Genomic DNA, 19,762 nt, shown 5'->3' with positions numbered 1-19,762 from the left:
ATCAGACGGAGCGACGGCAAAAGGCCGCATTATATCGGCCCTTTGCCGGTGGTACAGCGTGTTTATGCGATAGAGAGGCTCAATTAGACGGTCTGCACACTCATTTGCGCGAAAATTCGACGAATGCCTCGAGCACTTGCTCGATCTGCGCCCGGCTGACATCCAGGTGCGTCACCATGCGCAGGCGCGGCGCGGCACTCAACTTGATCCCACGCTCGGCGGCAAACGTCTTCAAGGCCTGGGCCTGGTCGCCGATCTGCACATAGACCATATTGGTCTGCACCGGCTCCACCGCGTAACCGGCGTTGCGCAGCTCATCGCCCAGCCATTGCGCATTGGCGTGGTCGTCGGCCAGGCGCTGCACCTGGTGATCCAGGGCGTACAGCCCCGCTGCCGCCAGGGAACCGGCCTGGCGCATGCCGCCGCCGACCATCTTGCGCAAGCGGCGAGCCTTGGCGATCAACGCCGTGGAGCCGCACAGCACCGAGCCGATCGGCGCACCGAGGCCCTTGGACAGGCACACCGACACCGAGTCGAAATGCTGGGCGATCTCCCGTGCATCGATCCCCAGCTTGACCGCCGCGTTGTAGAGTCGCGCGCCATCCAGGTGCAGGGCCAGGCCATGTTCGCGGGTAAACGCCCGCGCCTTCGCCAGGTAGTCCAGCGGCAGCACCTTGCCCTGCATGGTGTTTTCCAGGGCCAGCAGGCGGGTGCGGGCGAAGTGGAAGTCGTCGGGCTTGATGGCCTCGAGCACCTGATTCAGGTCGAGGGAGCCATCCGCCTGCACGTCCAGCGGCTGCGGCTGGATCGAACCCAGCACGGCCGCCCCGCCGCCCTCGTATTTGTAGGTGTGGGCCTGCTGGCCGACGATGTACTCCTCGCCACGCTCGCAGTGGGCCATCAGCGCCAGCAGGTTGCTCATGGTGCCTGTGGGCACGAACAGCGCGGCCGCAAAGCCCAGGCGCTTGGCCAGCTCGGCCTCCAGGCGGTTGACGCTGGGGTCTTCGCCGTAGACGTCATCGCCGCTGGCGGCATTGGCCATGGCGTCGAGCATGCCAGGGGTGGGTTGGGTCACGGTGTCGCTGCGCAGGTCGATCACAGACATGAAACAAGCCTCGAAGGGGTTCATTAAGCTTCTTATGAGGATGATTACTGCGGGCAAAGCCGCGGAATATCAAGCCCCACGCGTTCTCAATCGAATACCAACCAAACAAACCGATATAGCTTATCGATACGACGCTCGTGCAGTTTATGAAAAACCATGTTAAAAACTCTCCGCCACCAGGGTTCTGGTGGCAACGTTCTCAGGGCGGGGTGCAATTCCCCACCGGCGGTAATTGCACGCAATGTGCATAGCCCGCGAGCGCTTGGCGCCTCGAACTGCTCACGCAGGACGGCGACAAGGTCAGCAGACCCGGTGTGATCCCGGGGCCGACGGTCATAGTCCGGATGAAGAGAGAACGGGATTGGCACCTAAGGGCCGCACGCTGAGCGCATGCCTGCATGACTCGGCGGTTCGTACCCTTAAAATCCCATTCGATTCATAACGCCCTGTTTTTTTCTTAAACAGGAGTCAGAACATGCAACCCACCGCAATCGACAGCAAAAGCAAAAACCATCACGGCGAGCGCGTCGCGTTTATCCAGGCCTGCTGGCACAAGGATATTGTCGACCAATCGCGCAAAGGCTTCCTCGCCGAAATGATCGCCCAGGGCTACCAGGAATCGGACATCGATTTCTTCGAAGTCGGCGGCGCCTTTGAAATGCCCCTGCACGCCAAACTGCTGGCCAAGACCGGCCGTTACGCCGGTATCGTGGCCGCCGCGCTGGTGGTGGACGGCGGGATCTACCGTCACGAGTTCGTGGCCCAATCGGTGGTCAGCGGCCTGATGCAGGTGCAGCTGGAAACCGAAGTGCCGGTGTTCTCTGTGTCCCTGACGCCGCATCACTTCCATGCCGGCAGCGAACACACCGCGTTCTTCCATGAGCACTTCGTGCACAAGGGCCAGGAAGCTGCACGTACATGCGCCGACACCCTGCACAAGGTGCGGGCGATCCGTCGCAGCGAGCCACGGGCTGTAGCGGTCTAAGCAACACTGCAAAACAAAATGTAGGAGGGGGCTTGCCCCCGATGGCGGTGTCTCAGCTCCAGATGAGCTGACTGACACACTGCTATCGGGGGCAAGCCCCCTCCCACATTTGGACCAGGTTAAGGCTCAGATCTACGCCAGCCCGGCCTCTGTGGTCGGCACAATCAATATCCCCGCCCGCAAGCCATTCTTCACCTTCGGGTTGGGGAAGATGATGCGCGCCCCCTCCTCCTCGATCACCCAACGGGTCTTGGCCACGTCTTCGGCCAGCAGATAACCCTTTTCCAACTCCGAAAAGTTTTCCACGTCCGCCGGCAAGTGCAGCAGGAATGCATCGCTGTGCTTGATGACTTCCCGCGACACGGCGAACAGTTTCAACCCGTCCAGGCTGTCAGTCTCAGGCTCGGTGCCTTCGATGATCTGCTTGAGGCGCAACTCCAGGCGGGAGACATTCACGCCCTGGTTGTGCCCGAACGGCCGCGCCTTGCCCAGTTCGAGGGTGAAGGCCTCGGCCTCCAGCTGCTCGTAGGTAAACGCGGTGAAGGTGATCGAGCTCTTGTTCTGCAGCAGCACCGCTTCCATGCCGGCAGCGTTCAGGCGCGCCAGTTCGTGGCGTGAATGCTGGCGGCCTTCCTTCCAGGGGTACAGCGCAAACTGCTCGATCTTCGAGCCGCGAATGGCGGTGTGCAGGTCGTAATGCAGGCGCGAACGGCCAGGCTGGCTGAAGAAGCTGCGGGCCAGTTGTTCAAGCTCGGCGGCGCGCATGGCTTCGGGGCCGATGTTTTTTTCATGCCGGCCGTTGAACAACCGGTTGACGTCCAGTTCAAGGTAACGCTCGCCGCGGCGCATGGCCTCGGGGTTGCCGAACAGGAACAGAATCCGGGTGCGGGGCTTGATCTCCCCACGGGCGATGCCATGCAACAGGCGGTCGAGCAATTCGATCGGCGCGGTTTCGTTGCCATGGATGCCGGACGACAGCAGCAGATCGCTGCCATTGTCCGTTGCCTGCGGCGGGCGCACTTCGAGTGCGCCCTCGCTGAGCCAGCGCATCTGCACGCCGTCGACAGTCAGTTGAATTTTTTGCGCCGGTTCGCGACCGGCGAGGGTCAGTTCAAGCAGTTTGCCAAGGGCGAGCATACGCAGCTTCCTTAGTGGTTGCAGCCTGGGCCGTGGACGTGATCGTCATCATCACCTTCAACGTCGGCCGGTTCCATTTCCAGTTGCAGGCTCATCAGGTTGGTGGCCAGTGGGCGCATCAACAGGTTGGCGTATTCGGCGTCGCCTTCTTCCACGTCCACGCCGATCAGCAGTTGGCCACGGCCGTCGTGCTGGATCCAGATTTCCTTACCCTGCCAGACCACGGCGACGCGGGTGCAGGAGGTTTCCAGCTGGGTGCCGTCGGTGTCTTCAAGGATCAGTTGCAGGGTGTCGGTGCTCATAAATAATTCTCAGCCATAGGGTGTAAAAAGAGGTGGCGTTAATTGATCTGGAAAGGATAAACCGAGCCCAGTTTAAGGATTTGCGTCAGTTCATCCAGTGCCGTCCGGCACTCAAGCAGCAATTGCGGGTCAGCCAGGTCGGTTTCGCGCAGGCTGTCGCGGTAGTGCTTGTCGACCCATTGGGTCAGTGTGTCGTACAACGGCGCGGTCATGATAACCCCTGGGTTCACCGCTGCCAGCTCGGTTTCGTTGAGGGCCACGCGCAGGCGCAGGCACGCCGGGCCGCCGCCGTTCTGCATGCTTTGCTTGAGGTCGAAGACTTTGACTTCGCGGATCAGCCCAGCGGACGCCGTCAGGCCTTGCAGGTACTGCCAGACGCGCTCGTTGGCGCGGCATTCTTCCGGCACGATCAGCAGCATCGAACCGTCGGCGCGGGTCAGCAACTGGCTGTTGAACAGGTAGGAACGCACCGCGTCCTCGACGCTGACCTGGGCACGCGGCACGCACACCGACTGGAAGTTGCCGCCCAGCTTGCCCAACTTGCCCTGCAACTCGGCCAGCATCTGTTCGGTATTGAGGAATGCGTCCTCGTGATAGAACAGCACCTCGCCGTTGCCCACCGCGATCACGTCGTTGTGGAACACGCCGGCATCGATCACCGCCGGGTTCTGCTGGGCGTAGACCACGCCTTCATCCTTCAGGCCATGCAGGCGGGCGACAGCCTGGGAGGCTTCAAGGGTCTGGCGCGCCGGGTACTTCTGCGGGGCCGGGTAACGGGGGTCGAACGCGCTGCGCCCGAACACGAAAAACTCCACGCCCGCGTCGCCATACTCACGGCAGAAACGCGTGTGGTTGGCCGCACCTTCGTCGCCGAACTGCGCCACCGCCGGTAACGCGGCGTGGTGGGCAAAGTGCTTCTGGTCGGCAAACATCGCCCCCAGCACGCGGCTGGTGGTGGGGTGTTCGATGCTGCGGTGGTATTTGCAGTTGAGGTTGGCGGCGGTGAAATGCACACGGCCATCTGCCGTGTCGGCGCTTGGGCTGACGGTGGCGGCGTTGGCCACCCACATGCTCGATGCCGAGCAGCTGGCGACCAACAACGGCATGGCCTGCCTGGCTGCCTGCTGGATGACCTGGGCGTCGGTGCCGCTGAAACCGAGGTTGCGCAACGCCGCTACGTCCGGACGCTCCTGGGGCGCGAGCACGCCTTGCACAAAGCCCATGTCCATCAGCGCTTTCATTTTCTGCAGGCCCTGCAACGCCGCTTCCTTGGGGTTGGAATGCTGCTGGCTGTTGCTCTGGGATGCGACGTTGCCGAAGGACAAGCCGCCGTAGTTATGGGTCGGCCCCACTAGACCGTCAAAATTGACTTCATAGGATTTCATCGGCGAGGCTCCACGAACATCTGTTTTTATAGGCTTCAAATTACTTGAATACACCACTGAACCCCTGTGGGAGGGGGCTTGCCCCCTCCCACATTTAGATCAGCGTAATGCCGGGGGTTAGCGTGGCCGGTACCACCAGGCTTGGCGTTTCAAGCGACGCCACCGGGTACGCACAATAATCCGCCGCGTAGTACGCACTGGCGCGATGGTTGCCCGAGGCCCCTACCCCGCCGAACGGCGCGGTGCTGGCGGCGCCGGTCAGCTGTTTGTTCCAGTTGACGATGCCGGCACGGCTTTCCAGCCAGAATTGCTGGTAACGCGCCTCGGAATCGGACAACAGGCCCGCGGCCAGGCCGTACCGGGTGTTGTTGGCTTCGGCAATCGCCGCCGCGAAATCGGCGTAGCGGATCACCTGCAACAACGGACCGAACAGTTCTTCGTCTTCGCGCTCGGTCACGCCGGTCACGTCGATGATGCCTGGGGTCAGCAAGGCAGCCTGGTCCTGGGGCTGGGTCATCTCCAACAGCGCCACGGCGCCATTGGCCAACATCAACTCCTGGGCCTCCATGAGGGCTTTTGCCGCCGCCAGGGATATCACCGAGCCCATGAACGGCGGTGGTTGCTGGTCGAACGCGCCGACTTCAATCGTCGCACTCACCGCCACCAGCCGCGCCAGCAGCGCATCGCCCCAGGCGCCTTCCGGCACCAGCAGGCGACGGGCACAGGTGCAACGCTGGCCGGCGGAGATAAACGCCGACTGGATGATGGTGTAGACCGCCGCATCCACGTCGGCTACTTCATCTACCACCAGCGGGTTGTTGCCGCCCATTTCCAGGGCCAGGATCTTGTCCGGACGCCCGGAGAACTGCTGGTGCAGATGATTGCCGGTACGGCTGGAACCGGTGAAGAACAACCCATCGATACCGGGGTTGGCGGCCAACGCAATGCCGGTCTCGCGCGCGCCTTGCAGCAGGTTCAACACGCCCGCCGGCAAACCGGCGTCGATCCAGCACTGCACGGTCAGCTCGGCGACTTTCGGGGTCAGCTCGCTGGGCTTGAACAGCACGGTATTGCCCGCCAGCAACGCCGGGACGATATGCCCGTTCGGCAGGTGACCGGGGAAGTTGTAAGGACCAAACACCGCCACCACGCCGTGGGGCTTGTGGCGCAATACGGCGGTGGCGTCGCCCAGGGGGCCGCTCTTCTCGCCGGTACGCTCGCGGTAGCTTTGCACCGAGATTGCGATCTTGTTGGCCATGCTGGTGACTTCGGTGGCCGACTCCCACAGCGGCTTGCCGGTCTCCTCGCCGATGCAGCGGGCGATTTCATCGGCGCGGCTTTTCAGGCTCGCGGCGAAGGCTTCCAGCACGCTGATGCGCTCTTCCAGCGGGCGCCGGGCCCAGGCCGGGAACGCCTGGCGCGCGGCCTGCACGGCCGACTCTACCTGCTCGACCGTGGCGCCATTACCGGCCCACAGCACCTGCTGGGTCACCGGGTTACGCGATTCAAACAGTTCACCCTGGCCAGCCAGCCAGCTACCTGCGATATACAGCGAATTCATTATTTCGACTCCCGAGCAGCAGACAACGGTACGGCACGCACTTGATCACCCACCACCAGTTGCAGGCGCTTGGCGGTTTGCGGATCGACCACCAGCGTGCCTGCCGCCAGGCGTGCCGGTGCGGCGGTGATGCGGCAATCTTCGCGTTTGCGGTTATGGATCAGGAACGGCGTGGCGTCGTCCCCCGGTGTGCCGATGGCCAACACCAATGATTGGCTGTCGCGCACCGCACGGATCTTGGCGGTCTCGCACTCCACCGCCGGGCCGGCGTCGAAAATATCGACGTAGCCCTGATAGCTGAAGCCTTCGCTCTTGAGCATGCTCAACGCCGGCTCGGTGTCCGGATGGACCTTACCTATCACGTTGCGCGCGTCTTCGGAAAGGAAGCAGCTGTACAACGGAAACTTGGGCATCAGCTCAGCGATAAACGCCTTGTTGCCCACGCCGGTGAGGTAATCGGCCTGGCTGAATTCCATCTTGAAGAAGTGCCGCCCCAGGCTTTCCCAGAACGGCGAACGCCCGGCGTCGTTGGACACGCCGCGCATCTCGGCGATGATCTTGTTGCCGAACAGCTGTGGGAACTCGGCGATAAACAGCAGGCGTGCCTTGGCCAGCATGCGGCCGTTGAGGCCGTTGCGGTAATCGGCATGCAGGAACAACGAGCACAGCTCGGAATTGCCGGTGAGGTCGTTGGCCAGGAACAGCGTCGGAATCTCACGGTAGATATTCAGTTCCTGGGAGGCGCTGACCGTCAGGCCGACCCGGAAGTTGTACCACGGCTCGCGCAGGCCGACGGCACCGGCGATGGCGGAAATCCCCACCACGCGACCTTCGTCGTTTTCCAGCACGAACAGGTAGTCGGCATCACCGCGCCCGGCGTCGCCGCGAAAGGTTTTTTCCGCCCAGCCAACCCGGTGGGTCAGGCGCTCTTCGTTGGCCGGCAAGGTGGTGAGGCCGGTGCCGGTGCTGCGCGCCAGATCAATCAGGGCCGGTAAATCGCTGCTGCGTACGGGACGAACGATCATGCTATCTCCTCAGACGGGCCGCTGCTGCCAGCCACCCGCGACACTCTGTTTATACCGCTACCAGGCGCACACTCGCGCCTTCACCAACACCCAGGGCTTCGGCGGCTGCCAGGTCCAGGGTCACCGGCTTGCCGGGCGCGTAGTCCAGCTCCAGCATGACCGCGCGGTAATCCTGCAACTGCGCGTTGCTCACCAGGTACTGGCGGCCGACACCCTTGACCATCTCGCCGATCTTCACCGGCACCACGCGGCTCTGGGCGATCGAGCGAATGCCCGAGACCCGTGCGTGCAGCGTCGGGCCGCCGTCGAAGATGTCGATGTAGTGGTCAGTCTCGAAGCCTTCGCGCATCAGGATGTCGAAGGTGATCTGTGCACGCGGGTGCACCTGGCCCATGGCTTCCTGGGCTTCGTCCGGCAGCAGCGGCACGTAGATCGGGTAATGCGGCATCAGCTCGGCGAGGAACGTACGGCTTTTCAGCCCGCACAGGCGCTCGGCGGCGGCGTAGTTGAGGTCGAAGAAGTTGCGGCCGATGGCATCCCAGAACGGCGAATCACCGTTCTCGTCGCTGTAGCCGACAATCTCGGTCACCACCGAATCGGCAAAGCGCTCGGGGTGGCTGGCGACGAACAACAGGCGGCCACGGGAATTGAGTTCCGACCACGGCGAACCGACCAGCTCCGGCACCACGTAGAAGCTGGTGAGCAGGCTGTTGCCGGTGAGGTCGTGGCACTGGGAAAGCACGTGGATCTTGTTGTGGATCTTCAGCTCGCGGGAGGCGTGCACGAAGGTCTCGTTACGAAAACTGTAGAACGGCTCCGAGTAACCGGCCGAGGCGACGATGGCCGAGCAGCCGGCGAGCTTGCCGGTCTCGGTGTCTTCGAGCACGAAGAAATAGCTTTCTTCGCCGTTGAAACTCACCTCGGCCGCGAAGGACGCTTCGCTGGCGGCGATCTTGTCGCTCAGGCGTTCCACATCATCCGGCAAGGAGGTGACACCAATCGGGCTGTCCGCAGCCAGACGCTGTACCTCGCCCAGATCAGCCATTTGCGCGGGGCGCATCACCAGCATGGTGTCACTCCTTAACTCTAGAACTCACAGGAAAAAAATACCGAACAGGTCAGGAACACCCCATATCTTCATGTGGGGCATATTCCAGTGTGGGAGAGGGCTTGCCCCCGATAGCGGTGTATCAGTCACCAGATGCATCAACTGACAGATTGCTATCGGGGGCAAGCCCCCTCCCACATTTGATCCGGTCCGACAGACAGATATGTATCAGGCTTGGGTCAGCGTTTTTACCGCACGCTCGAAACGATCCAGGCCTTCGTTGATGTCCGCGTCTTCCACCACCAGGCTCGGCGCAAAACGCACCACGTCGGGGCCGGCTTGCAGGATCATCAGGTTTTCTTTCTCGGCCGCGTTGAACACGTCCTTGGCCTTACCTTTGAACGCATCGCTCAGTACGCAACCGATCAGCAGGCCCATGCCACGCACTTCGGTGAAGATGCCGTACTGCTCGCCGATCTGCTCCAGGCGCGCCTTGAACAGGTCGTGCTTGGCGTTGACGCCGGCCAGCACCTCAGGGGTGTTGATCACGTCGATGACCGCTTCGGCCACTGCGCACGCCAGCGGGTTGCCGCCGTAGGTGGTGCCGTGGGTGCCGACCACCAGGTGCTTGGCCAGGTCTTCGCGGGTGAGCATCGCCGCAATCGGGAAACCGCCGCCCAGGCTCTTGGCGCTGGTGAGGATGTCGGGCACCACGCCGTAGTGCTGGTAGGCAAACAGATGGCCGCTGCGGCCCATGCCGGTCTGCACTTCGTCGAACACCAGCAGCGCATTATTGGCGTCACACAGTTCGCGGGCACCTTGCAGGTAAGCCAGCTCAGCCGGCAGTACGCCGCCTTCGCCCTGGATCGGCTCCAGCACCACGGCACAGGTCTTGTCCGACACGGCGGCTTTCAGCGCAGCCAGGTCGTTATAAGGAACGTGGGTGATGCCGGTGATTTTAGGCCCGAAACCGTCGGAGTACTTCGACTGGCCACCGACGTTAACGGTGAACAGGGTACGGCCGTGGAAGCTGTTCAGCGCGGCAATGATCTCGTACTTCTCGCTGCCGAAACGGTCGAACGCCACCCGACGGGCCAGCTTGAATGCGGCCTCGTTGGCTTCGGCGCCGGAGTTGCAGAAGAACACGCGCTCGGCAAACGTGGCGTCGATCAGCTTATGGGCCAGGCGCAGGGCCGGCTCGTTGGTGAAGACGTTGGAGACGTGCCACAGTTTGTTGGCCTGTTCGGTCAGTGCACCGACCAGCGCCGGGTGGGCGTGGCCCAACACGTTGACCGCGATGCCGCCGGCAAAGTCGATCAGCTCGCGACCCGCCTGGTCCCATACACGGGAACCTGCGCCACGCACGGGGATGAATGCGGCAGGTGCGTAGTTGGGAACCATGACCTGGTCGAAATCGGCACGTTGCACCGGGGCTTGCTCAACGGACATCGGAGTCTCCTGAAGAGGAACGCCTGCCTGGAACTGGCGGGCGATGCAGGGATTGTAAGGACAGTTTTCAGCGCGGCCTTGCCGCCAAGCGACAACTTCTTATAGCGCCAACCCCCGTTTTACGCGGGTTTACGCCAATGCGACAAATAGCGTCGCAATGGCGCAGTTTAAACGGATGCAGGGGTTTTCGGCAGTATGCAGGGAAGTTGTTCGATGGACGCGACACACCGCGCCAATCGTATTCACCCCACTTCAACCACGCTCGGACGGCACCGACGAGAGTTCGAACGGGCTGCTGCTGCGGCGCTGGTTGCGGTCTTCGCGAGGGGTGGCGCCGAAGAAGTTGCGGTAGGCGCTGGAGAAGTGCGGCCCCGAGGAGAAGCCGCAGGACAGGCCGATCTGGATGATCGACTTGCTGGTTTGCATGAGCATCTGGCGGGCCTTGTTCAGGCGCAGTTCCAGGTAGTACTGGCTGGGAACGCGATTGAGGTATTGCTTGAAGATCCGCTCCAGTTGTCGTCGCGACACGCACACATGCTGGGCGATTTCGTCGGTGGTCAGCGGCTCTTCGATATTGGCTTCCATCAGCAACACCGCCTGGGTCAGCTTCGGATGGCTGGAACCCAGGCGGTTCTGCAGCGGGATGCGCTGGCGCTCGCCGCCTTCGCGAATGCGCTCCACCACCAGCTCTTCCGACACCGCACCGGCCAGCTCGGCACCGTGGTCACGGGCCAGCACCGCCAGCAACAGGTCGAGTACCGACATGCCGCCGCAGGCGGTCAGGCGATCACGGTCCCAGTCGAACAGATGGCTGGTGGCGATGACCTTGGGGAAACGCTCGGCAAAATCATCCTGCCAACGCCAGTGCACGGCGGCGCGGTAGCCGTCGAGCAGGCCGAGCTGGGCCAGCGGGTAGACACCGGCCGACAAGCCGCCGATCACGCAACCGGCGCGCACCAGTTGCTTGAGGGCGGTGCTCAGTTGCGAGGCGATCACGGCAGGCGGCTCGTCCGCCAGCAGGAACAGTTTCTGGAAGCCTTCCAGCTTGCCGGCCCACGGTTCGCCCGGCAGTTGCCAGGCGCCGTCGGTGGCCGGCTCTGCGAGCAAAAACGACAGCTCGTAGACAACCTCAGGATGCACCCGCTGAGCAACGCGCAAGGCCTCCTCAGCCAGCGCAAGCGTGAGTGCTTTTGTGCTGGGCCAAATCAGGAAACCAATTTTGTGGGCGGTCATGGAGTGCTATCCGAAGCGAAGAACGGTAATGAAGACAAGGGCCAATGCTAGCCCGTAAACCAACACAAAGCTCAAAAACAATGAAGATCCAACGGTAGAACTCCACTGTAGATCCCATGTGGGAGGGGGCTTGCCCTCCCCCCACATAAAAAGCAACTTCAGCAGTAAGGGATTATTTCAAGCTGCCGGACAGGAACTGCTGCAACCGCTCGGACTGCGGGTTGACCAGCACTTCCCGCGGGTTGCCACGCTCTTCGACGATGCCTTTGTGCAAGAACACCAGTTGGTTCGACACTTCACGGGCAAAGCCCATTTCGTGGGTCACCACCACCATGGTGCGGCCTTCCTGGGCCAGATCCTGCATGACCTTGAGCACTTCGCCCACCAGCTCGGGGTCGAGGGCCGAGGTGGGTTCGTCGAACAGCATCACCTCCGGTTCCATCGCCAGGGCACGGGCAATCGCCACGCGCTGCTGCTCGCCACCGGACATATGGCCCGGGAACGCATCCTTGCGATGGCCCACGCCGACCTTGGCCAGGTAGTGCTCGGCCTTTTCACGGGCGTCTTTCTTCGACATGCCCAGCACGTGCACCGGCGCTTCCATCACGTTTTCCAGCGCGGTCATGTGCGACCACAGGTTGAAATGCTGGAACACCATCGACAGGCGCGAGCGCATGCGTTGCAGCTGCTTAGGGTCGGCGGCCTTCATGGCGCCGTCCTTGTTGGCCACCAGTTTCAGCTCTTCGTTATTGAGCAGGATCTTGCCGGCGTGGGGTTGCTCCAGCAGGTTGATGCAACGCAAAAAGGTACTTTTGCCCGAGCCACTGGAACCGATGATGCTGATCACATCACCGGCCGCGGCGGCCAGGGACACGCCTTTGAGCACTTCATGACTGCCATAGCGTTTATGCAGGTCTTGGACTTCAAGTTTGTACATGCGGTCGGTTCTCACAAAAACAGGTGGTCAGTCGTTGAGCAAGCGCCCGTGACGCAGCGCTTCGCGCCCCGCCACCTTGGCCAGCCAGAAACCCGCTTGGGCATAACGTAGCCGTTCAACGGCAAACAACACCCCCGAGGTGCCCGCGCAGATAATGCTCACGCGGTCTTCCAGGGGGTCAATCACTTCAAAAATCGGCTCGCCCTTCTCGATCCAGTCGCCGGCTTTACGCAGGTAACTGATCACCCCGGCGTGGGGCGCGAACAGCAATTCGGTGCCTTCGAAGGGCACGCCTTCGCACGGTTCGTGTTGCGGTGCCGGCCATTCGCCCTTGATCAGGCCTTGTTCGGCGAGAAACGCGAGGATGCCTTCGGCGTGGAAGATCGCTTCGTCACGACCGGTGTCCGCCTGACCGCCCAATTCCAGGGTCGTCGCCAGGCAGGCCAGCGGGATCTGTGCGTCGGGGAAGGCGCGGGACAACCGCAGCCACGGCAACGAGCAGGCCTCATCGAACGAGCTGCCACCGGAGTCTTCCGCGAGCAGACCGACTTTCACATTCAAGTGCGCCGACAACGAACGCCACTGCGGCCAATGCTGGGGCAGCGCGTACATGTGCAGCGCGGCTTCGGCGTCGCAGTGCAGGTCGAGGACGATATCGGCGCTGCACGCATGGCTCAGCAGGATGCGCTGCATGCCTTGCAACTGACTGCTCGGCTCGGGCAATGCGTTGAGCACATCGACCATCGCCTGGCGAATCATGCGCACGTTGGCGTGAGGATCATCCCCCAGCTTGCCTGTGAGCAACTCGGCCACCGGCTCGCTCAACTCAACGAAATCGCGGTTGAAATTCTTGCCGCTGCCCACTTCGAAACGGCCCTGGTGACTGCCTTGCAGCAACTGGCCCAGGCCCATCGGGTTGGCCACCGGCACCAGCTCGATCACGCCGTTGAGGGCACCTTGCACTTCAAGTTCGGCGAGGCGTTTTTTCAGCTCCCACGCGGCGCGCATGCCGGGCAACTCATCGGCGTGCAGGCTGGCCTGGATATAGGCCTTGCGCTCGCCGCGGCCGAAACGGAACACGCTCAGCTGGCGCTCGCAGCCCAGGTGGCCCCAGGGCAACAGGTGATCGATACGTTCCATATCAGTGCTTCCGTGGAGCCAGGTAGCTCAGCCAGCGGCGCTCGGCCAACTTGAACAGGCGCACCAGGATAAAGGTCAGGCACAGGTAGAACACGCCGGCGGTGATGTAGGCTTCGAACGGCAGGTAAAACTGCGCGTTCACCGTGCGCGCGGCACCGGTGATGTCGATCAGGGTGACGATGGACGCGAGACTGGTGGTCTGCAGCATCATGATCACTTCGTTGCTGTACTGCGGCAGCGCGCGACGCAGGGCCGACGGCAGCAGGATGCGGCGGTACAGCTTGTAGCGCGACATGCCCATGGCCTTGGCCGCTTCGATCTCGCCATTGGGGGTGGCCTTGAGGCTACCGGCAATGATCTCCGCGGTGTAGGCGCTGGTGTTGATCGCAAAGGCCAGGCACGCGCAGAAGGTCGCACTGGACAGCAGCGGCCACAGGAAGCTCTCGCGCACCGCTTCGAACTGCGCCAGGCCGTAGTAGATCAAAAACAGCTGCACCAGCATCGGCGTGCCGCGGATCACGTAGGTGTAGAGCCAGGCCACGCCGTTGACGACCGGTTGCTTGGACACACGCATCAAGCCCAGGGGCAAGGCGGCGAGCAGGCCGAAGAACAGCGAGATGGCGAGCAGTTTCAGGGTGGTCAGCAGGCCGCCAAGGTACAGCGGCATGGCCTCCCAGATGACGTTGTAGTCGAAGATCATAGATCAGCCGCCCTTACGCCTACCGAGTAGCGCTTCTCAAGATGACGCAGGGCCAGCAACGACACACTGGTGATCACCAGGTACATCGCCGCCACTGCGAGGAAGAAGGTAAAAGGCTCGCGGGTGGCATCAGCCGCCTGCTTGGCCTTGAACATCATGTCTTGCAGGCCCACCACCGAGATCAGCGCGGTGGCCTTGGTGAGTACCAGCCAGTTGTTGGTAAACCCGGGGATCGCCAGCCGGATCATCTGCGGCACCATCACCCGGAAAAACACCTGGAAACTGCTCATGCCATACGCCAGGCCGGCTTCGGCCTGGCCCTTGGGGATGGCCATGAAGGCGCCACGGAAGGTTTCCGACAGGTAGGCGCCAAAGATGAAACCCAGGGTGCCGATACCGGCGGCCAAGGGGTTCAAGTCGATATAGTCGTCATAGCCGAGCATCGGCGCGACGCGGTTGAGCAGGTCCTGACCACCGTAGAAAATCAGCAGGATCAGCACCAGGTCGGGGATCCCGCGGATCACCGTGGAGTACAAGTCACCCAGCCAGGCCAACCAGCGCACCGGCGACAGGCGTAACGCGACCCCGATCAGACCCAGAACAATGGCCAAGGCCATGGACGACAAGGCGAGCTGAAGCGTCAACCATGCGCCATCGAGGATGACGGCCCCGTAGCCTTTCAACATGATTCAGGTCCTCGAAAAGGGGGATGAAAAAATGGCGCAAACCGCAGGAATTCTGTTGCTTGCGCCATTTCGGACAGACAGCTGCGAATACTTACTTGGCTTCTGGGCCGTAAATATCGAAGTTGAAGTACTTTTTCTCGATTTCTTTGTATTTGCCGTTGGCACGGATCGCGGCGATGGCAGCGTTGATGCGGTCCAGGTTTTCCTTGTCGCCCTTGCGTACGGCGATGCCGATGCCGTCGCCGAAGTATTTGGCGTCGGTGAAGGCCGGGCCGGTGAACGCGTAGCCTTTGCCAGCCGGGGTATCGAGGAAACCTTCCTGCAACAGGGTGGCGTCAGCCACGGTGCCGTCGAGGCGACCGGCTTCCACGTCCAGGTAGATTTCGTTCTGCGAACTGTAAGGAACAATCGTGGCGCCTTTAGGAGCCAGGACTTCCTTGGCGAAACGGTCATGGATCGAACCGCGCTGTACGCCGATCTTCTTGCCCTTCAGTTCATCCAGGCTGTCGCTGACGGCGGTGCCTTCCTTCAACACCAGGCGTGCCGGGGTCAGGTAGTAGCGGTTGGTGAAGTCCACGGACTTCTTGCGGTCTTCGGTGATGGACATGGACGACAGGATCGCGTCGATCTTGCGCACTTTCAAAGCCGGGATCAGGCCGTCGAACTCTTGCTCGACCCAGGTGCACTTGACCTTCATCTCTTCGCACAGGGCGTTGCCGATGTCGTAGTCAAACCCGACGATGCTGCCATCCGGCGCCTTCGAGGCAAACGGAGGGTAAGCCGCTTCGATACCAATTTTCAGAGGCTTGCCTTCAGCGAAAGCCTGCATGGACAGCACGGACAGCGCCAGGGCGCCCAACAGCACGAGTTTCTTCATCTTGGGACTCCATCGGTATAGGGCAAAACAGCAGTATGAGCCATGGCCCACGATGCGACTGAGTGAAACCGAATAGCGGTGCTGCGTCCTACGCTGGCTACACACCTGCGACGACGAGCGAGTGATCGGCATTCTAACGACAGGCCGGAAGCCGATATTTCCTCAATGCGACAACAATTTACAGAAGCACTGAGAAAGCGGTTCCAGCACATTGACAGCCTCTGAATTTTATGCAGAGACAAAAGATATTAAACCTGTTGATGCTGCAAATTGCGGGCCTATTATTCGCAAACCCTTCTAGCACGGCAAGTGTGGCGTTTAATCTTATGGCTCGGGGTGTCTAAAGCGCGGTTTTTCGGGGCATAAGCGTAGCCCTTTGCCTCATATTTGGGCGATGGGTTACACATTTGTGCCACTCGGTAACATTCAGAAATCTCCTACGCGAAAAACCGATATTTATTTGGATCTCCTCCAATTTCAAGCACTCACAAAAAAGCCCCACCCGGCTCACACCGAATGGGGCTTTGTCTGACCAGCCCGCCTTACGCGACGTTCATGGTCTTGTGGGTCTCAATCAAATGCGCCACTACCCCCGGGTCCGCAAGGGTGGAAATATCGCCCAGCCCGTCGTACTCGGCCGTGGCAATCTTGCGCAGGATGCGGCGCATGATTTTCCCCGAGCGCGTCTTCGGCAAGCCCGGTGCCCACTGGATCACGTCGGGCGAGGCAATCGGCCCGATTTCCTTGCGCACCCAGTTCTTCAGCTCCAGACGCAGGGCTTCGGTGGGTTCTTCGCCATTCTTCAAGGTCACATACACATAGATGCCCTGGCCCTTGATGTCGTGCGGCACACCCACCACCGCCGCTTCGGCGACTTTAGGGTGGGCAACCATGGCGCTTTCGATCTCGGCGGTGCCCATGCGGTGGCCGGACACGTTCAACACGTCATCCACACGGCCGGTGATCCACCAGTAGCCATCTTCATCGCGACGGGCGCCGTCACCGGTGAAGTACATGCCACGGAAGGTCTTGAAGTACGTGTCGACAAAACGGTCATGGTCGCCGTACAGGGTACGGGCCTGGCCCGGCCACGAGTCGAGAATCACCAGGTTGCCTTCGGCGGCGCCTTCGATGATGTTGCCCAGGTTGTCCACCAGCGCCGGCACCACGCCGAAGAACGGCCGCGCGGCAGAACCCGGCTTGAGTGCATGGGCACCCGGCAGCGGGCTCATCAGGGTGGCGCCGGTTTCGGTCTGCCACCAGGTGTCGACGATCGGGCAACGGGATTGGCCGACATTCTTGTAGTACCAGTCCCACGCTTCCGGGTTGATCGGCTCACCCACCGACCCCAACAGGCGCAGGCTGCTGCCATCGACGCCTTCGCAGGCAGCGGTGCCGGACGCCATCATGGCGCGGATCGCGGTCGGGGCGGTGTAGAGGATATTGACCTTGTGCTTGTCGACGATCTTGCCCACCCGGGTAATGTCCGGGTAGTTCGGCACGCCTTCGAACAGCAAGGTGGTCGCGCCATTGGCCAGCGGGCCGTAGACAATATAGGTGTGGCCGGTGACCCAGCCGACGTCGGCGGTGCACCAGTAGATTTCGCCCGGGCGGTAGTCGAATACGCGCTCGTGGGTCAGGGCCGCGTACAACAGGTAGCCGCCGGTGGTGTGCTGCACGCCTTTAGGCTTGCCGGTGGAACCGGAGGTGTAGAGGATGAACAACGCTTCTTCGGCGCCCATCTCCTTGGGCGCGCACACGGTGCCCGCCACTTTCATCAGGTCTTCGTACCAGATGTCGCGATGCTGGTTCCACTTGATCTGGCCATTGGTGCGCTTGCACACGATGACCTTCTGGATGCTGCTGGTTTCCGGGTTGGTCAGCGCGTCGTCGACGTTGGCCTTCAGCGGAATTTTCTTACCGGCGCGAATGCCTTCATCGGCCGTGATCACCACCTTCGACTTACAGTCGATGATGCGACCGGCCAGGGCCTCCGGCGAGAAACCGCCGAACACCACCGAATGGATCGCACCGATGCGGGTACACGCCAGCATGGCGACCACGGCTTCGGGGATCATCGGCATATAGATGGTCACCACGTCGCCGCGGTGTACATCCTGGCCACGCAGGGCGTTGGCGAACTTGCAGACTTCCTCGTGCAGCTCGCGGTAGGTGATGGTGCGGCTCTCGGCCGGGTCATCGCCCTCCCAGATGATCGCCGCCTGGTCGCCACGCTCGGCGAGGTGACGGTCCAGGCAGTTGTAGGAAACGTTCAGGGTGCCATCGGCGAACCACTTGATGTCGACATGGTGATCGTCGAAAGAGGTCTGCTTCACCGCGGTGAAAGGCTTGACCCAGTCAAGGCGCTTGGCTTGCTCGCGCCAGAAGCCATCGGGGTTGACCACCGACTGCTGGTACATGGCCTTGTAGGTTGCCTCGTCGGTCAGCGTGTTGGCTGCTACTTCGGGGCGAACGGGGTACAGGGAAGCCGCACTCATCTTTCTTACCTCGGTGACATAGTTGTTGTTGTATGGCCCAGTTGTATCCGGGGTAGGCCTATAGAACCATTCGACGATGGTAGTAACAAGACCCTACAAAATGCCCTGCTATCCCCGTTTACCGCTCTAGCCCGCAGCCTGCGGGGCTTTGCGGGCGGGTGAAAAAACCTTTACCACGGGATTATTACAAAAACCGCCAATAGTCTTTATCAAAAGCACGGGTATATGAATATAACCCGCAGGCCTAGAATCACTTCCGCCAACCAAGGCATTGTGATTAACACAACAGTGATTAACAACGTAACAGCCCCCACGAAGGCACGTTAATCCGAACTAACCAATCCTAAGTTACACACGTGGCCTCACAAGGGCCCCGTGGCCCCTTTCGCCCTGAAGAAGGTAAGTAAAGAAATGAAAGCTCTCGTAGTTATGGCCCTCAGCAGCTTGTGCGCCACCGCCGCCCTGGCCGACGAGGCCCCGACCGAGCTGGCCGGCCAGAACGCCCCGATTGTTGAAGATTACACCTACAGCACCAAGCTGGACGTGGCCAAAGTATTGTCCATGAGCACAATCCCGGAAGTTTGCGAAGTTGTGCCGGTGAAGATGGAATATGAAGATTCCCAGGGTCAGCGTCATATCCTTAATTACCATGTCATGGGTAATGGTTGCTCTAACGGATAACAACTTCGTTAGTTGGAACAGACCCGAATCTTATTCGCCGCAAGAAATCGTTCTTGCGGCAAAGAACCGGTCCTCCCTTCCCGCCCTCAAAAAGCCCTCCCCTCTTCCCCACAATAAATAGCCCACCGCCCGTCAAAAATTTCCTACCCCATCAACCCCCCGCAAACCCTCACTCTGGCTCAAATAGCCGCCTTTTTGTCTCTGATCCGAGACCATCCGCCGCAACACAAAGCCGAATTTTTCCCTATAATGCGCGGGTAAATCGGGCCTGCAATATCCCTTTACACAGGGACGAAGAGCCAGACCTTGAGCCTGCGCTGGAGTATGCATCCACCGCTCCGCCCCTCAAGCCTCATGCAGTACCCGTTACCCAATTCCGTTTATTTGCCTGCGCGAGCTGTTGCAACAAACGATTCCTTAAGATCCACCGCGGCCCGAGGGCCGTGTGAACACCCAACCATCCGGTTTCACACGGGCACCTTTGAGCCCTCACGCAGGAGACGACACGTCATGCTGAGCTGGGACGAATTCGACAAAGAAGAAGACGGCGAAGTAGCCACCAAAGGCGCCAACGCCGGCCACGCCACCGAAGCCAACATGGACCGCCTCGACGGTGCCGGCGCCGCCGCCGCCATCGAAGCCCGCGCCGTCACCGCCAGTGACTCCGCCGCCATCGTGCGCGCCAAGGCCGCCCTGGACAAACTCGACGTCGCCGAAGGCCTCGCCGAACTCGAAGGCGCCTCCGCCCGCGTCGCCGTTGACGAAAAGCGCATGATCAACTGCCGCGCCGACCTCAACCAACTCGTGCCCTTCAAATACGACTGGGCCTGGCAGAAATACCTCGACGGCTGCGCCAACCACTGGATGCCGCAGGAGGTCAACATGACCGCCGACATCGCCCTGTGGAAAAACCCCGAAGGCCTGACCGACGACGAACGCCGCATCGTCATGCGCAACCTCGGCTTCTTCTCCACTGCGGATTCGTTGGTCGCGAACAACCTGGTCCTGGCCGT

At 61.3% G+C, this 19,762-nt stretch carries 18 protein-coding genes and 1 riboswitch; of the genes, 3 read left to right on the top strand and 15 right to left on the bottom strand.

The features are described 5' to 3' along the window. Positions 1-100: 100 nt before the first annotated feature. Positions 101-1,105 (bottom strand): low-specificity L-threonine aldolase, encoded by a 1,005-nt coding sequence (ltaE, locus tag BM416_RS27575; RefSeq protein WP_092490125.1) that lies wholly within the window; start codon positions 1,103-1,105, stop codon positions 101-103. A 191-nt stretch (positions 1,106-1,296) separates the two neighbouring features. Continuing rightward, positions 1,297-1,466: riboswitch (FMN riboswitch) on the top strand. Positions 1,467-1,580: 114 nt separating this feature from the next. Here ltaE and BM416_RS27570 point away from each other — a divergent pair. After that, complete coding sequence (locus tag BM416_RS27570) at positions 1,581-2,090, top strand: 6,7-dimethyl-8-ribityllumazine synthase (protein WP_065926190.1); 510 nt, start codon at positions 1,581-1,583, stop codon at positions 2,088-2,090. Positions 2,091-2,222: 132 nt separating this feature from the next. Here BM416_RS27570 and astE read toward each other — a convergent pair whose 3' ends face one another. The 14 genes from astE to acs all read right to left on the bottom strand — a co-directional run bounded on the left by astE (position 2,223) and on the right by acs (position 18,068). Continuing rightward, positions 2,223-3,227, bottom strand: coding sequence for a succinylglutamate desuccinylase (gene astE, locus BM416_RS27565; RefSeq protein WP_027607771.1), 1,005 nt, complete (start codon positions 3,225-3,227; stop codon positions 2,223-2,225). Positions 3,228-3,238: 11 nt separating this feature from the next. Beyond that, entirely contained in the window at positions 3,239-3,529 is a 291-nt protein-coding gene (locus BM416_RS27560; protein ID WP_027607770.1) for a hypothetical protein, read from the bottom strand. Between the two features lie 38 nt (positions 3,530-3,567). Then, positions 3,568-4,914, bottom strand: coding sequence for an N-succinylarginine dihydrolase (gene astB / locus BM416_RS27555; RefSeq protein WP_092490084.1), 1,347 nt, complete (start codon positions 4,912-4,914; stop codon positions 3,568-3,570). 94 nt (positions 4,915-5,008) lie between these two features. Next, a complete protein-coding gene (gene astD, locus BM416_RS27550; protein WP_175539107.1) occupies positions 5,009-6,478 on the bottom strand; it encodes a succinylglutamate-semialdehyde dehydrogenase in 1,470 nt (489 codons plus the stop codon). Further along, positions 6,475-7,500 (bottom strand): arginine N-succinyltransferase, encoded by a 1,026-nt coding sequence (gene astA, locus BM416_RS27545; RefSeq protein ID WP_027607767.1) that lies wholly within the window; start codon positions 7,498-7,500, stop codon positions 6,475-6,477. Before astA ends, astD begins: the two co-directional genes overlap by 4 nt. 49 nt (positions 7,501-7,549) lie before the next feature. After that, a complete protein-coding gene (gene aruF, locus BM416_RS27540) occupies positions 7,550-8,569 on the bottom strand; it encodes an arginine/ornithine succinyltransferase subunit alpha (RefSeq protein ID WP_003175655.1) in 1,020 nt (339 codons plus the stop codon). Between the two features lie 207 nt (positions 8,570-8,776). Further along, positions 8,777-9,997: an aspartate aminotransferase family protein gene (locus BM416_RS27535; protein WP_092490082.1), complete on the bottom strand. Its 1,221-nt coding sequence runs from the start codon at positions 9,995-9,997 to the stop codon at positions 8,777-8,779. Between the two features lie 252 nt (positions 9,998-10,249). Beyond that, complete coding sequence (argR, locus tag BM416_RS27530; RefSeq protein ID WP_090400456.1) at positions 10,250-11,230, bottom strand: transcriptional regulator ArgR; 981 nt, start codon at positions 11,228-11,230, stop codon at positions 10,250-10,252. Between the two features lie 172 nt (positions 11,231-11,402). Continuing rightward, a complete protein-coding gene (locus tag BM416_RS27525) occupies positions 11,403-12,167 on the bottom strand; it encodes an ABC transporter ATP-binding protein (protein ID WP_003214336.1) in 765 nt (254 codons plus the stop codon). A 27-nt stretch (positions 12,168-12,194) separates the two neighbouring features. Continuing rightward, entirely contained in the window at positions 12,195-13,307 is a 1,113-nt protein-coding gene (locus tag BM416_RS27520; RefSeq protein ID WP_092490081.1) for a succinylglutamate desuccinylase/aspartoacylase family protein, read from the bottom strand. Position 13,308: 1 nt separating this feature from the next. Further along, complete coding sequence (locus BM416_RS27515) at positions 13,309-14,007, bottom strand: ABC transporter permease (RefSeq protein ID WP_053140043.1); 699 nt, start codon at positions 14,005-14,007, stop codon at positions 13,309-13,311. Next, positions 14,004-14,693: an ABC transporter permease gene (locus tag BM416_RS27510; RefSeq protein WP_010208305.1), complete on the bottom strand. Its 690-nt coding sequence runs from the start codon at positions 14,691-14,693 to the stop codon at positions 14,004-14,006. The genes BM416_RS27515 and BM416_RS27510 overlap by 4 nt, the downstream gene beginning before the upstream one ends. 91 nt (positions 14,694-14,784) lie before the next feature. Beyond that, the gene (locus BM416_RS27505) at positions 14,785-15,570 is read right to left on the bottom strand and encodes an ABC transporter substrate-binding protein (RefSeq protein WP_092490080.1); all 786 of its coding nucleotides are present in this window, start codon (positions 15,568-15,570) and stop codon (positions 14,785-14,787) included. A gap of 542 nt (positions 15,571-16,112) precedes the next feature. Further along, the gene (acs, locus tag BM416_RS27500; protein ID WP_092490079.1) at positions 16,113-18,068 is read right to left on the bottom strand and encodes an acetate--CoA ligase; all 1,956 of its coding nucleotides are present in this window, start codon (positions 18,066-18,068) and stop codon (positions 16,113-16,115) included. A gap of 411 nt (positions 18,069-18,479) precedes the next feature. Here acs and BM416_RS27495 point away from each other — a divergent pair, with 411 nt between their 5' ends. Together BM416_RS27495 and BM416_RS27490 are read left to right on the top strand one after the other, a co-directional pair. Continuing rightward, positions 18,480-18,749: a DUF2790 domain-containing protein gene (locus BM416_RS27495; RefSeq protein WP_027607759.1), complete on the top strand. Its 270-nt coding sequence runs from the start codon at positions 18,480-18,482 to the stop codon at positions 18,747-18,749. Between the two features lie 510 nt (positions 18,750-19,259). Further along, the coding region (locus BM416_RS27490; RefSeq protein ID WP_175539106.1) for a ribonucleotide-diphosphate reductase subunit beta at positions 19,260-19,762 on the top strand (503 nt) is incomplete at its 3' end.

It is taken from the genome of Pseudomonas sp. NFACC42-2, assembly GCF_900116055.1.
Classification (GTDB): Bacteria; Pseudomonadota; Gammaproteobacteria; order Pseudomonadales; family Pseudomonadaceae; genus Aquipseudomonas; species Aquipseudomonas marginalis.
Note: the sequence above shows the minus strand (reverse complement) of the source record. Positions and strands in the feature narration are given on the sequence as shown.